The organism is Citrobacter sp. MGH100 (genome assembly GCF_001034465.1).
Classification (GTDB): domain Bacteria; phylum Pseudomonadota; class Gammaproteobacteria; order Enterobacterales; family Enterobacteriaceae; genus Citrobacter; species Citrobacter youngae.
In genome coordinates this window covers 199644-214110 of sequence record NZ_KQ089803.1, presented here as the reverse complement: position 1 = coordinate 214110, position 14467 = coordinate 199644, and the positions used below count along the sequence as shown (strand labels likewise).

Annotated in this window: 14 protein-coding genes; 13 read left to right on the top strand and 1 reads right to left on the bottom strand. The window is 45.0% G+C overall.

The window, feature by feature from the left end:
• Window position 1: 1 nt before the first annotated feature.
• Entirely contained in the window at window positions 2-571 is a 570-nt protein-coding gene (locus SK32_RS21410) for a hypothetical protein (protein WP_016241589.1), read from the bottom strand.
• 149 nt (window positions 572-720) lie between these two features.
• Here SK32_RS21410 and mobH point away from each other — a divergent pair, with 149 nt between their 5' ends.
• The 13 genes from mobH (at window position 721) to SK32_RS21345 (ending at window position 14446) form a co-directional block, all read left to right on the top strand.
• On the top strand, window positions 721-3423 hold the full coding sequence (mobH, locus tag SK32_RS21405) for a MobH family relaxase (RefSeq protein WP_048213843.1): 2703 nt from the start codon (window positions 721-723) through the stop codon (window positions 3421-3423).
• Window positions 3416-5392: a conjugative transfer system coupling protein TraD gene (gene traD / locus SK32_RS21400; RefSeq protein ID WP_007372220.1), complete on the top strand. Its 1977-nt coding sequence runs from the start codon at window positions 3416-3418 to the stop codon at window positions 5390-5392. The genes mobH and traD overlap by 8 nt, the downstream gene beginning before the upstream one ends.
• A 2-nt stretch (window positions 5393-5394) precedes the next feature.
• Window positions 5395-5781, top strand: a complete 387-nt coding sequence (locus SK32_RS21395; protein ID WP_009654243.1) for a hypothetical protein — start codon at window positions 5395-5397, stop codon at window positions 5779-5781.
• Complete coding sequence (locus SK32_RS21390) at window positions 5766-6416, top strand: IncC plasmid conjugative DNA transfer DtrJ family protein (RefSeq protein ID WP_007372221.1); 651 nt, start codon at window positions 5766-5768, stop codon at window positions 6414-6416. The genes SK32_RS21395 and SK32_RS21390 overlap by 16 nt, the downstream gene beginning before the upstream one ends.
• An 84-nt stretch (window positions 6417-6500) precedes the next feature.
• Window positions 6501-6794, top strand: coding sequence for a hypothetical protein (locus tag SK32_RS21385; protein ID WP_007372222.1), 294 nt, complete (start codon window positions 6501-6503; stop codon window positions 6792-6794).
• Window positions 6791-7609 (top strand): DsbA family protein, encoded by an 819-nt coding sequence (locus SK32_RS21380; RefSeq protein WP_007372223.1) that lies wholly within the window; start codon window positions 6791-6793, stop codon window positions 7607-7609. Before SK32_RS21385 ends, SK32_RS21380 begins: the two co-directional genes overlap by 4 nt.
• Window positions 7610-7658: 49 nt before the next feature.
• Window positions 7659-7943 (top strand): type IV conjugative transfer system protein TraL, encoded by a 285-nt coding sequence (traL, locus tag SK32_RS21375; RefSeq protein WP_007372224.1) that lies wholly within the window; start codon window positions 7659-7661, stop codon window positions 7941-7943.
• A complete protein-coding gene (locus SK32_RS21370) occupies window positions 7940-8566 on the top strand; it encodes a TraE/TraK family type IV conjugative transfer system protein (protein WP_007372225.1) in 627 nt (208 codons plus the stop codon). The genes traL and SK32_RS21370 overlap by 4 nt, the downstream gene beginning before the upstream one ends.
• A gap of 159 nt (window positions 8567-8725) precedes the next feature.
• Complete coding sequence (locus SK32_RS21365) at window positions 8726-9844, top strand: TraK domain-containing protein (RefSeq protein ID WP_016241588.1); 1119 nt, start codon at window positions 8726-8728, stop codon at window positions 9842-9844.
• A 4-nt stretch (window positions 9845-9848) separates the two neighbouring features.
• Window positions 9849-11246 carry a TraB/VirB10 family protein gene (locus SK32_RS21360; RefSeq protein ID WP_007372227.1) on the top strand — a complete coding sequence of 466 codons (1398 nt, stop codon included), beginning with the start codon at window positions 9849-9851 and terminating at the stop codon, window positions 11244-11246.
• Window positions 11243-11809, top strand: a complete 567-nt coding sequence (gene traV / locus SK32_RS21355; RefSeq protein ID WP_016241587.1) for a type IV conjugative transfer system lipoprotein TraV — start codon at window positions 11243-11245, stop codon at window positions 11807-11809. The genes SK32_RS21360 and traV overlap by 4 nt, the downstream gene beginning before the upstream one ends.
• Before the next feature lie 93 nt (window positions 11810-11902).
• Window positions 11903-13501: a YadA-like family protein gene (locus SK32_RS21350; RefSeq protein WP_007372228.1), complete on the top strand. Its 1599-nt coding sequence runs from the start codon at window positions 11903-11905 to the stop codon at window positions 13499-13501.
• A 180-nt stretch (window positions 13502-13681) separates the two neighbouring features.
• Entirely contained in the window at window positions 13682-14446 is a 765-nt protein-coding gene (locus SK32_RS21345) for a DsbC family protein (RefSeq protein ID WP_007372229.1), read from the top strand.
• Window positions 14447-14467 lie beyond the last annotated feature (21 nt).

The window sequence follows — 14467 nt, the reverse complement described above, 5'->3', positions numbered from 1 at the left end:
ATTAGGACTTAGGTTGTTGGTTATCGATCTGCATCTGAATTCGATATTTCCGCAGCTCTTCCGGTTCACCACTGGAAAGCACATTTAATTCGTGGGCACTTAACCGATAGCCAGGTGTTGAGCAGTATTTATCTTTGATACGGAGGTATTCAGCCCTACTGGCGTTCTGTGTGTTATTAGGAAGGAGAAAGGTATTTTCCCCGCAAAATGCTGGGGTCTGTGTGAACGTGCCACGCGGCCCATTGGCATACTTTGTGTTTGCCACTGAAGTGAGCAAGACCTGGGTGTAATTGTCATGTGCCACATATCGCTTCCCGGATGGATCATTGATGGCATACGGACTCACGAGCGTATGCTCATACCCAGGGTAACGTATAGCCGCGCCACCGCGTTCTGTACCACGCCAGGATTCGGAGTACTGATACTGGTAGGGGTACTCGGCCCTGGCGGGGAGATTGCGCGTTTCGTCGAGGTAAGTACGTTGTGGCTTACCTGTCCCACTGCAACCGCTGGTGATTACGCCGGTAATAACCACCAGCAGGGGCAAAACAATTTTATTCGCCAATTTCATTGCTTAGTCTCCAATTGGATAGCAACGTCATTATCTTAATTTCTCACCCTTGACGTTATGTTTTATGAAGACAAAACGTCGTCATTTTCCAGCACGATTTTTTTCTCAATCGGTTAACTTACAAGGTACTTAACCGGAGAAATCTTTTAATGCTGAGACACATTAAAAATATTCTGAATACTTTTTTGCCTGATAACAAAAAGGCTACCACTGATCTATTCGGTGACGAAATCGATATGTCAGTAGATGAAGAAATCGGGAAACTCATTTCATCACGAGATAATATGCGCTATCCGGCAAGCGAAATCGGATTCCCGGCTCAAGTACCGGGTGAGTACGTATTACGTCATTACCAGAAACCACTTGTGATGGCGATTAAACGAGAACTGGATATTAGGGACTCTGAGTTTAATCAGCTTATTCTTCCTATGCTGATAAATTTCGCTAACTTTGTTCACCTCTTCCCGGCATCCGAAAACCATCATCACCGTGCTGCAACCGGATTGTTGCGTCATTCATTGGAAGTGTGTTTCCAGTGTATCCGGCGTTCTAAAAACATCGAGTTTGATTCAATGGCGGTTCCCGTACATAAATCAAATCGTGCATTAGCATGGCGACTTGCAGTCGCAGCTGGTGGGCTACTTCATGACCTCGGGAAACCATTTACCGATTTTGAAGTATGGAACGAAGACGGGAAAATTCACTGGCCTCCAGGCCATGAACCAATCCATGTCTGGGCAAAAGAGAACAATGTAAAAAGATACTATCTTGTATGGAAACCAGGCCGTCACCGCCAGCATACCTCCAGCACGAGCAATATGTTGTTGATGATCATGCCAAAAGAAATGCATGTTTACCTTCTTAACGGCGGGAATGATATTTTCAATGAATTGACCCGGGCACTGAATGCCAGTGCGCAGCTCAATGCAGAAAAAATCAGTGGTCAGGACGTCAAAAACAAGATCCTCACTACCATTAAGGCCGCCGACTCAGCATCCGTTAACTATGATATGCGGCAATACGCCGGTGATGCGATTCGTGCAAGCCAGTCAGGTGTACCTGCGGTTCAGCGTGTAGTTGATGCCATGCGCCATAGATTGAAAAAAGGAGATTGGATTCCCAACAAGCCAGGAAGCCCTGTATGGGTGACTACCTATGGCGTATTCATCGTCTGGGGTGTTGCGGTCAAGGATATTATTGAGACCGTTAGGAACTCCGGCGCTGTTATTCCACAAACCCAGAATAGTCTGGCTGACCTGATGCTAAGTTATCATCTCTGTCGACCAAACGTTCACCAGGACGATGACACTGCATACTGGCGTATTGCCCCTCATATCTTGAATGATAAAAGTTCAAGAGAAAGCAAAGACCCTAAAGTTGCGTTGAGCTGCATCCTTCTGATATCTCCAGAAGTACTATTTGTCGATACTGTTGACCCTCTACCATGCAGCAGCCGCATCCGTATTGAAGGTAAATGGGTGGAATACCTGACCGGGAGGCCAAACCAGCCAAAACTCGTCGAAAGCGAACCCTACATTGGTCAGAAGCCGGTTCCGTCAACCGGAATACCGAATGAGGTCGACCGCTCAGTTTTACAGGGCGGAACAATCATTGCTGATGAACAGGAATCTCCACTGGAGAGTATTTTTGGAAACCGACAGGTTACGCCGGAAAACGCCCACGAACTGCTGCATAAGCTCAATCTGCTTTCTGATGAGGACTACAATCGTGTAAAGGAAAGAAATACCAGTACCAAAAATCAAAAAGATTGTCTGGATGACACTAATTCACCAACAACTGAGCTGGCGGGCAGCGGGGAATCAAAAGGGCTCAAAGATAATCAACCAAAGCCAGTGTCGGAGAATAATGAACCCAAGCGCCGTCTTTCCCTCAAAGAAACCCTGGCATCGGCACAAACAGAGATTGAGTTCTCTGTACCCAGTTCACTTATAAAAGAACCAAACCATAAAACTCTGAACGAAACCCTTGAGTTTCATTCAATCATCAACTCGTATAATAGCAACGAACCAACTTCAAGCGATGCATTGGATCAGACCCAGCCCTCACCTACCCGTCAGGCATTAAAGGAAATTCAGCTGCACCAGGATGCTGTCGATACCGGCATTCAGTCTGGTGAGGTAATTGATGATTATTCAATTTACGAAGATTATGATTCCATGTGGCAGGATGACATGAAAGCTGATAACGATTTTGGTTACTCGGCTCATGCGGATACTTCGGCCAACATACCGGCTAACGTAAAATTTTACGATAAATTTAGTCAGCTATACGTATCTGGTCTTGAAGCGGCCAAAGAATTTCTCGTTAAATATGTTACCGACCACTCAGACGATCTTTTCATTGAATCAGGCCACTTAATCATTGCTATTGATAAAGATTTTGATGAGCGTAATTATGCTCTGCTTCAGGACTCCAACTGGTTATGGCAAAGGTTTATGGAAGCCCCAGCCCAGTATTATTTCCATCGTACTCAGAAGTGCTTATATCTCAGAAAAGAACTTAATAATGATATCGACTTGCTGATGGATGGGAAGTTTAACGATCTGCTTTACTCTGCTTTAACTGATGTTTCTGATAAAGATTACAACATTACAGATTTATGCAATGAAATGATTTCAAAAGGTATGCTGAAGCGAACCTATTCTGGAGAGCCTGTCATTGCCGTAAGCGTTGCCTTAAAGCGACGTATTGCGGATGAACTCGGCATTGATATTACTCAATTGCAGAAGATTATGCTGATGCACTTTGATTTCTATTCAAAGACCGGTGTTGACTACATTCTTCCTAATAGTGAACGAATGCATAATCAAATGGTGGATAAAGATGAGTGAGTGGAAATATAACTTACGTTGGCGCACAAATTTTGAAGGCCTTGAGACTCTTGGTTGGACAGCAGGTATAGCCGCAACTATCGGGGTTAATACACTGTTTAACATGCCATCTCTACCCTGTTACCTCTCAGTTGCAGTCCAGGCTGCTTATGGTATTCGTAGTCTCCCGGCAGCATGGGATATTTATACGCACAAACGCCGCCTGAAGCGAAAACCAAAACCACTCGTAATGGACATGAAATCATTTATCGAACAGATGATTCGTGAGCCTGACAGCTATCTTATTTGCAGAGGCTTTGAGTGGGGCCAGAATGAGGGTCAACTGGCATCTGAGTTGATAAAGCGTGACATAAAGAAATTTGTAGCCAAACCATCCAAAAATTTTATGGGCCTCGGCTGGATTCATGCGCTAGGTAAAAAAAACGAATGGATCGGAATTTCTGAAGAACTTTTATCGTTGCATACGCTTATAACTGGCACAACCGGCTCAGGCAAAACAACATATTTTAAACTACTTATTCTTCAAGCCGCACTAAAAAAACAACCACTAATCCTCATTGACCCCAAAAATGATGAAGAACTGGCTGAATGGATGAAGTTCTGTCTGGAATTGGTGGATCGCTCAACGAAATATAATTACGTTTCATTGGCGCATCCTGAAAAATCAGCTCGAATATCTCCAATTACTAACTACACTCAGGCTGGCGAGGTAGCTAACAGAATTACATCGGTTATTCAACGTGCTGATAGTACGAGCGATCCGTTTGTTTCATTTGGTATTATGTCATTAACTACGGTTGTTGAGCTGATGAAAATCTGTGAAATCAAACCGACTTTACGCAATATTAAATCACAACTGAGTGCTGACATCTCTTCATTAGCATCTCTATTGATTATGGCCATCACTAAATTCGGCCACAAGACTTTAGGAGAGTCCGATTTCGACATTATTTTACAGGCGAAAATTGACCGTTACTCGTCTAAAATTAAAGGCCCAAAAGAAATAGCAGAAATATGTGCAGACATTTACCGAAATGACATTAAAGGTAATAAAGGGAAAGGCGATACTTCAATTGAAGCCGGTATTGATATGTTCGGTCATCAGCGCGAACACTTCCAGAAAATGATTCTGAACGTGATGCCAATTCTTAGTCAACTAACTCAAGGGTTTATGTCAGAGTTGTTATCCCCTGACAGTGCTGATGAAGATGAACTGAATGATACTCGTCCAATTTCGAATATTCAGGATATCATCACTACCGGGGGAATGTTGTATTTGGGGTTAAATTCCCTTGCAGATGCTGAGACTGGATCTGCGGTCGGTTCTATTTTCCTGTCTGATATAACATCTGTTAGCTCGACTGTGTACAATTTTTTAAAACCTGGTGGTCAGGACTTGGCTTCTGTAATGGTGTTAATCGATGAAGCAGCTGAAGTTATTAATGACCAAGTTATTAAAATGTTGAATAAAACCCGTGGTGCTGGGTTCCGCTTATTTATTTCGTCGCAATCGACTTCCGACTTCGAAGCCCGTCTCGGTTCAGAAGCCAAAATGAAGCAGGTTATAACCAATACGAACCACTTTACGGCGCTACGCACACCAGATCCTGATGCCCAGGAAGCAGTCATGAAACGAGTACCACCGACAAAGTTCAAATATATTATGCGTGGTCATGGCTCCAGCGCAGGTGCAGATCCTGAACAAATCACCGGCAGTGTCGGGGAACGATTGATGGAGGAAGAAGGCGAGTTATTTCAATCTCAACTGCTAGGTTGGTTACCCAACCTCGAATGCATGGCCATAAATCAGGCTAATAAAATAGTAAAAGGTAAAGTCCCCGTCATATTAATGCCGAGGAATGAGTCCGAGTTAAGCGATGTCCGAACTATCGCTAAAAAGTACCTTTCAATCTACGAACGTCAACAAAAGGTTCGTGGTGAAAAATCACGTATCAGCGCCGAGGGGTAAATATGATTAAAACCAAAACTCTATTAAAGCGTAAAGATGATCAAGCCTCATATGACGGTTTGACCATGATCTGGCCATGTGTTGATGGCATCACTGGGCAAATGTTAGCTCTACTGAAAACCCTTACTCCTGATGAACGCGTTGGTGCAGCAGTGAGCTCCGCTATCAAAGCTTATCATCAGGACAACGAGCAGGAGCTGAATGACTGGGAGCGGCTTGCGATCTATATCATTGAGCTTGGCTTGTTCGTTTGCCGGGAACTTCAACACACGTTGAATTTCTGTGAAATTACTTCACGGATAAATCTCCCGAGAAAGCTAACCAACGAACTGATTATCCAGGCTGGGAGGAAGGCGAAGATTGGGGATATCGAATGTCTGATAAGTTGAATGAGGAAAAGTGGCCTAAGACGATAAAGACACTGATCATCTGGAGTTCGACGATTCTCCTTTTTATCTCTGTCTTCTTTCCGGTTGAGTATTTTAAGTCTAATGCTCTGAAAGAAATCGCATGGGGTCATAAAATGATAGGCGAAAAAGATTTCGTCATGGTATTGCAAAAGGCTCGCGACAATTATACTGAAGCATTTGTAAATACGGGGATTGATAAGGCGTTAAAGGATTTTTACCAGCTTCCTCCCAGCGACATGGCCAACCACGGCGGGCCACTGAAATACTTTGTTGGGCTTTTCCAGAACATTGCCGAGAACCTGAATTATTGGCTCTACATGATTATGTATCGTTTAACACTTGATATGTATTGGTTACCGTACATGGCCGTGGTCATCATCCCGTCTCTGTTTGCAGGGGTAATGCGGTGGATGGCAAAAAGATATAACTTTGGATATGCCAGTCCGTTTCTTAACCGTCGTAGCATGGTATTGATTGGCTGGGGTGTATATAGCGTTCTCCTGTCGCTTTTTATACCGTTACCTGTGCCTCCAATGATCGGGGCACTCATAATGATAGTAATGATTCCTATTGGTTCATCTCTACTTATTTCAAACCTACCAAAACGTATTTAACCTTAAGAAAAGCACCTCAATTTGCGGTGCTTTTCTTTTTCCTCAATATTTCATGTTTGTTAAATTAGCTGTGCGAGGTGATGCATGACTAATTCGAAACCATTTATTCTTTCTGCCCTGCTCTGCCTGACGTTTACCGTAGGGATGATTAGCTATTTGCTAATTTCTGATGTCCCAGAAAAAATCCGTATCCTCAATCAGAAGATCACGGCATCAACTTACCCTCAGTCACGGGATGTCCTGAACAAAGACATGGCTGAAATCATACTGCCCTATCTTAAAAAGCAAAAAGCTGCTGAGGCGTCTCAGGTCAAAGTCCAAAAGCCAAACGAAATCTATACGCCGGAACAATTGCAGCAATCAAGAGGCTACAAATGAAAAAGAACATTTTGAACTCTCTTATATTTGGAATTCCGCTCATGGTTATGGTAAGCACGGCTGCATTTTTTACTTACCAAATCGATAGACAGTCCCAACTTCTTAATGACCTAGCGATCGTTGCTGAGACTCACAAGCCCGTAGTAAACAACAAAAGCGAACTACTGGACGCATTTGCAAAATACATTAATGCAGCGGGCCTAAAACCTGAATCGCAGAAACAATCCAATGTCGGTTACCGGACTGGAAACAAACCCGATACCGCCTATGCGCCTTCTACGGACAACGAACGTATTTATGGGAACCCGGATGCTCAGTTCTATATCATTGAGTATTCCGATTTTGAATGTCAGTACTGCAAACAACATTTCCCAATCGTTATGGATCTCGTGGATTCATCACAAGGGAATATTGCGATGGTTTTCAAACATGTTCCTGTTCACGGGCAGGCTTCCCGTACTGAAGCTTTAGCAGCGGAGTGTGCTGTTGAGCAGGGAGGAAATCCATCTTTCTTCCAGTTATCTAAAGCGTTATTCCGCTACAGCCAATCTGACGGGCACGGTCTTAGCGCACCGCTAGACCAAATCGCCCGCGAAACTGGTTTAGACCCGAACCGCTTACTTGAATGTATCAATGCGGCCAGGCCGTCCAGCAAGATAGCCGACGACGTTCGTGAAGCAGGTCAGCTTGGTATCCAAAAGACCCCTACAAACATTGTTGTCTACGGTGATAAGTCAGCCATTGTTCAGGGCGCAGTAGATGGAGCAGGCCTTATGCAAATGATGGCTCAGCTTGCAGGCTCTGGTCAGAAATAGGCGCATTTTGTCGTCAATAAATCTGAAAAAATTCATATGAGAGGTCATCATGGAACCTGTTTATATTTCTCACTCGATTGACGAACCACCAAAGTTATTTTTTTGGTCGATTGATGAAGCCATGCCATTTTTCGTTGCTCTCGCGGTTGGGATTATCACTGGACGATTATTACCGATGATAATTCTGGGTGTTGTAGTTTCACGTGTTTATGGCGGTTTTCTGGCGCGAGCTTCTGAGAAATATTTTATGCACCTCTGTTACTGGAAATTCGGAGTCACATTCGGTGGTGGCACTTTTGTACCTGAATCCTTCGACCGGGAGTTTATTGTATGAATATCCATAATTTCAAAAAAGGGTTAGTTGGACTTCAGTTAGAAAACAAAAGTTTCAAGTTAATCTCTGCCTCAATGATTCTGGCAAACCTTGTACTTGGTTATGCTCTGTTAGCCAAAACACAACCCATCACTATTATTCCGCCAAACCTTACAGAAACAGCCTGGCTGGATGAAAAAGCCGCCAGCAGCTCTTATATGAAGGCATGGGCGTTATATATAGCCGACAGTTTTGGAAATGCTAACCCAGCCACTTTAGATCTACTCAAGAATTCTATCGGCCCGTTTCTTGACGCTTCAATTTACACAAAAGTTATGAAAGCAATGGACGACCAGATTGACCAAATTAAGCGCGACCGAATCTCGCTTTCTTTTAATCCGGTCGGGGTTATCACCGACCCGTTAGCAGTTGGTACTTTTTATGTCACCGGTAACCAAACTCTCGAAGGTATCACCGGCAAACCATCGACCACGCCAGTCTATTACGAGATTACTGTTAACGTAAAAGGCTACCGGCCCATTATTACGTTCATTGAGATAAAGAGTGGCAAACCGTTGCTGCCAAGTGAAGAAGATAAACACAAAGGTCAAAGGCAGAAATCTTCGGCAGCTCGAACTTCCTGACAGAATTTCGTTAGTTGATTTAACCGAGATATAAATCTTTAAGCGAGAGATTAATAAATCAGCAATCAGTAAACAAAACGGATGTGCCGAAATGAATTTTCTGATTGGTAATAGCCAATTTAAAAATGAACGTAGTGTTGCCACTTATCGGGGGGCTAAATGTTGAATAGTAAACGCATAATTATCCTGTTGCTTACCGCGTCGTCCACATTAGCGACCCATAGCGTAACGGCGGGCGAAATGTCTGTTGATCAAGGCATGGTATTTGAGCAGCCTGATGCGCAGTCGCAACCCAAAGTCACTGCAAAACTCGCCTCTCGACCAGCATCCTCAACTCAGGCAATGCTCAGCACAGAAACACGCCCATATCCTGACAACTATACACCACCAGCAAGTAACTCTATCAATGGCGGGAGTGAACCAGCTATTGATGGCCGTAATATTCAACCAGTACCTGCTGCAATTGCCAGTCCCGTTCCACTCACAAAAGAAGTCATTCCTTCTCGGCTGGAATATATCGTTGCGCCTGGCGTGAACACCCTCGTACCGATTTCGATTAACCAGATCAACCGGCTTGTTACACCGTTTGAACACCCTGTAGTGCAGAAAGTTAAACAGGAGGGTGTAACTGTAAATGTAAAAGATAACGCTCTCTACGTTTCCACCTCAGACAGTAACCCGGCAAGTCTCTATATCAGTGAGAAAGGTGACGAAAGTGTAGCGATCTCCGTGTCGTTAGTACCTCAGAAAATTGCACCGGTGCAAGCCACTCTCATGCTTTCACGAAAGCTGAACAACACGAGTACTTCTGGTGTTATGCCTGCGGCATATAACAACTATGGTGGAAGCGAAGTCAAAGCCAGGCGATGGGAACAGAAAGATAATTACATCGAGACGATTCGCAACATAATGCGAACCATCGCGCTTGGGGACATTCCACCCGGATACTCTCTGGGAAATCTCTCTTCAGGAGTTGGTATCCCGAACTGTAATTTCCGCACGGGTACTGACCAGGATCAGATTCGCTACTCCTTTGCAAATGGCCAGTATCTTCAGGGTAGTCAATTCAGTGTCATCATCGGCGTTGCACAAAACACTGGTTCATCAACAGTAATGGTTGATGAATCACTCTGCACCCATCCTCAGCTTGCAGCAAGAGCACTATGGAGTCGCAACACTCTCCAGCCTGGCCAGCGAACTGAAGCTTACTTCGTTATCCGCAACATCCAGCCAAACGAACAAGCTAACGATTCCATGCGCCCTAAACTCGCGGAGTAAAATCATGCTTATCCCCTTAAAAGAGAAATGGGCCTCAATTTCAGCAAAGCATAAAAAATGGGTTTTATGGGCTGGCGTATTTACTTTCGCCGTTCTTTTTTTGCTCTTGGTTATACCCGACTCAGCTGGCCCCCGAAATCGAGCGCCACAAGAAAAAGTGATTGCCAGCGTCCTTACCGATGGTGATACCAATGGAGTTAGCCAGAATGCTATTGCGGCGCGAATTCGCGCACTCGACAAGACCATTAAAGAGCAAGGTCAACTGATTAAAACGTTAACCGAGAAATATGGTGCTGATCAGACAGCTCAGCGTCTTAGCAATCTGGAGAACAACCAGAAAAAATCAGGCGCTGAGGTTGCAGCTATTAAGAAACGCGTTGATACCGTCTCTAACCCTGTGCCTTACTCACAACAGTCTCGCGGAGCGACACCACTGGCTGGAAACGGCCAACGTAACGTCCCTACTCTGTATAAACCTGAAGAGATATCTGCCCCTTCAGTTGCGCCAAGAAACTCAGGAAGTTTCAATAACGGGAAAACATTACAGCGCGTATACGAAGATGCGGCCCCCCCTGTCGTACCGGAACCCGCAGCAAACCAGCGTCAGCAGAAAGGGAAGGATGGCAAAGCAGTACCAAGCCAGGCAACTCCTGAAATCATCACTGTACAGGAAGATATTGAAGCCGCACCCGTTGCTGACGAAGATGATAACCCCGAGAACCAGACCTACCTTCCTGCAACGTCGATCATAAGTACTGTTTTGATTGCGGGGATGGATGCACCAACATCTCGTGATGCACGAAAAGACCCTTATCCGGCGCTGGCCAGGGTGAAAAAGGATGCAATTCTCCCAAACCGTTTCCGTGCAGATATACGTGAATGCGGAATGCTTGCAGCTGGGTTCGGTGATTTGTCCTCCGAAAGAGCTTATTTCAGATCGGAAGTCATAACGTGCATTCGGGATGACGGTGCAGTTTTTGAAGCCCCACTCGTAGCCTACGCTGTTGGTGAAGATGGTAAATCAGGTGTTCGTGGTCGACTGGTTACCAAACAAGGGCAATACCTGGCACGAGCCCTGACCGCTGGCTTCCTACAGGCTGCATCTCAGCTCTTTAACGTACAGAGTATTCCGACAATCAGTATTAAACGCGATGGAGATAGTAGTGACGCTACTCCTTACCAGCAGGTTATGAGCTCTGACGCACTCCAGGGCGCAGCAGTTTCTGGCGTAGGTGGCGCATTGAATCGTCTTGCCGATTTCTATATGCAAATGGCCGGTGACCTTTTCCCTGTAATTGAAATTGATCCAGGCCGTAGTGTTGATTTTATTGTGCAAAAAGGGGTCATGCTGAAATTCACACGTGTTACTTCAAAAACTCAAACCGTTGGGGGCAAGAAATGATGACGAAGAAAATTGTATCGGCATTGTTTTTAGTTAGTGCCGGTTTTGCGATGTCGGGTTGCTCACTACTGGGCCAGAACGATGAATATGGATGCAAGGGAATGCCCAATTCGGTCACATGTATGAATGTCCGAGATGTGTATGCCCTGACCGATGGAGATGATTACCAGGAGCAGATTGACACCGCATCTGAAAACCAACTTTCGGGAAAGCCTGTGGAGGTTAAGCGGCTGCGCACTACAGCCGGGAACGGTGGACGGAATACTGCCGATGGTGGTCGATACGTCCCTGTGCCTGCTACTGCTGCTGATCCTCAACCCATCCGAACGCAATCTATCGTCATGCGGGTGCTGGTTGACCCCTATGAGACCGCAGATGGAGACCTTAACGTCCCTGGCTACGTCTATACCGAGATTGAGCCGCGTCGTTGGGAAGTCGGTGCAAGAAATAGTGCCACATCAACTGCTGTTATCAGACCAATGTCTGCACCGGTTGCCGCTGCTCCAGCACAATCCCAGGGTGAGACATCACAACCTCCTCAGAAAGGGAGTTACATTAAATAATTGTCCAGTAGTACCGGTATACCGGTACTACTTTTTTCATGTGCTGTATTCCTTGGTCGTCTTTTTAATACCCATCACTGAAAAGGTAAGCACATGAAACAAAAGTCATTATATATTGCTATTGTTCTGGCACTTCATTGTGCTGTAGCCGTGGCAGATAACTCAATCGATAGCACCCAAATTGACGAAGTTACTGTAAATGGTGATGGCAATAACATTTCAGGGCTAACACCCTGTGCAACCCCATCAAACTGTAAATCACCACTCGGCAACTCAAGTGTTTCAGGGAATAACAACACAATTACTTCGTTAACAAACTATATTATTACCGGAAGCAATAATGACTTATCATTTAGTTACGACCCAAGCCAATTCTGGAATGACTACGCCAATAGTTTCAATGTTTACGGGAATAATAATACTGGCACTGGTCTTTTTGATTTGAATCTGGTTGGGAGTGACAATAAAGTTCTAGGACAAAACCTTGCCGTTATGGGTTATAGCAATAACGTTTCAGGAAGTGCATTGCAAGTAATAGGCTCTTATAACGAACTGGATATGGTAGGTATGGGAGCAATTCTTGGTTCCAGAAACACTGCTACTAATTACGCTGGTTCTATAATGGGTACATTCAATACGGTGAGTGGTGGTTCCTACGCTTTGACTATCGGTTCCTTAAACAATATTACAGCTGCACCGATTAATGACCCCTCTGCTGTTTTTAAATTTGGCAACATCACAATCGGCACAATTAATACCATTGATTCCGACGAATCGATCGTGCTTGGCAACTACAATACTGTATCCGATGATAACGCAATTGTTATTGGTAATTATGCTTCTGCTTCAAATGGAGGTATTTCCATTGGGAACGGTTCATTCTCCAATAGTGCTGATACCGTATCGTTTGGTTCAGCTACGGTACAAAGAACACTGACTAATGTTGCTGATGGTTCCAGCCGGTATGATGCGGTGAACTATGGTCAGCTCATGAATTCCGTTAGTTCACTTCAGGCGTACACTGATAGTGCCATCAGTTCGTACCTTTCATCCATTGGCTCTGGCTCTAACACAACGCCACCTACTACAGGCGGAAATAACAATAACGGTACGGACGGCAGCGGGACAGGAAGTGGTACAGGGTCTGGTAGCAGTAACGACAATAGCCAGACTGCCACGGATACTAATACTTATACCGACGAGCGTGAAGTGTCGATCAACGCTCGTACCGACAGTCTAATTGCAACTGAAAGCGCATCCCGAGTTGCTGGCGATGCTCAAACTCTTGTAAGTGCAAACAGTCATACGGATGCCCGTGAATCTGTCATCAACTCAAGGACTGATTTCCTTGTCGATACTGAGCGCCAGTCACGGATTGATGGTGACCGACAGACCTTGGCTTCAGCTAATAGCTACACAAACCAGAAGTTCTCTGACCTTAAAAAGACGGTTGACCGTAATGATAAAAGAGCAAAAGCAGGCTCAGCAAGCGCAATTGCTATCGCTTCAATTCCCTTCCTCAATAACGTGTCGGGTTTTGGCATGGCGATGGGCGCGTACCGAGACCAGGGGGCAATTTCGGGAGGAGCGAATTACGCTATCAATGAAAAAGTAAACGTCCGCTTTAGCATGTCGGCTGATACAGCCGGTGGTGTTGGAGCTGGTGCAGGATTTGCGGTTGGCTTCCAGTAATAATAAAGCATAAATAAAAAGCCACTTTTTTGTGGCTTTTTATTTGGACTAATTGAGTAATTAAAACCGATATTAACATTTCATCACTTCCTTTTTTTGGGGACAGTTTGCAGCCCTTTTCCCTGCGGCAAAATAAATCAATATGTGAAAATGAAACCTCTCTCATTTGGAGCGGTTACTATGAACTTTATCAAACATGTCGCGACTGCGGCACTTTTGGTGGCACTTTCTGCATCAGCTTCTGTATTCGCCGATACAGTAAAAACAAACACCGGGAATATCGATACGATTTTCAATGAAAAAGCGTTCAAGAACATTCCTCAGAATTCGCAGGAAGTAAAACGTTTTGTCGTCCCTACTAACGGCATCATCGCACTAGAGATTGATGGGAAAGTTAATTTGCTGTCTTCTAATGGCCGCTTCGTTATACAGGGAACGCTCTATGACACATGGGCTAAAAAGCCTCTGACCACCATGAGCGAAATAACCAAGAACGCCAGCATCATTCCGATGAAAGAGCTGAACCTAAATATCGCGGACTTGCGCCCAGCCGTATGGGGCGATGGGCCTAAAAAGGTCATGATATTTACCGCACCTGGTTGTGAAGCCTGTGCAGCCCCACTTTCAGCACTTGCTGACCTCGACCCGAAAGAATTCACCGTTAGCGTTCTGTCGCTCGGAGCTCTGGGCCCGGCAAGCCAGCAGCGAAATATTGAATTGTATTGTGCATCCGACCGCTACCGCGCAGACCGCGCAATTATCAGCGGAAATTCCACTCAGAAATTCGACCAGGTAAAGAACTGCGATATGCAGGCTCTGGCTCGACGTGAAGTTACGGCTCAGATACTAGGTGTCAGCATGATCCCTTTCATTGTGCGTGATGACGGCTCCTACGTACTCGGCTCACCAAAACAAGGCCTCAAAAACTTTATCGAGAACAAGTAACACTTTCTTGGGAATCCTGGA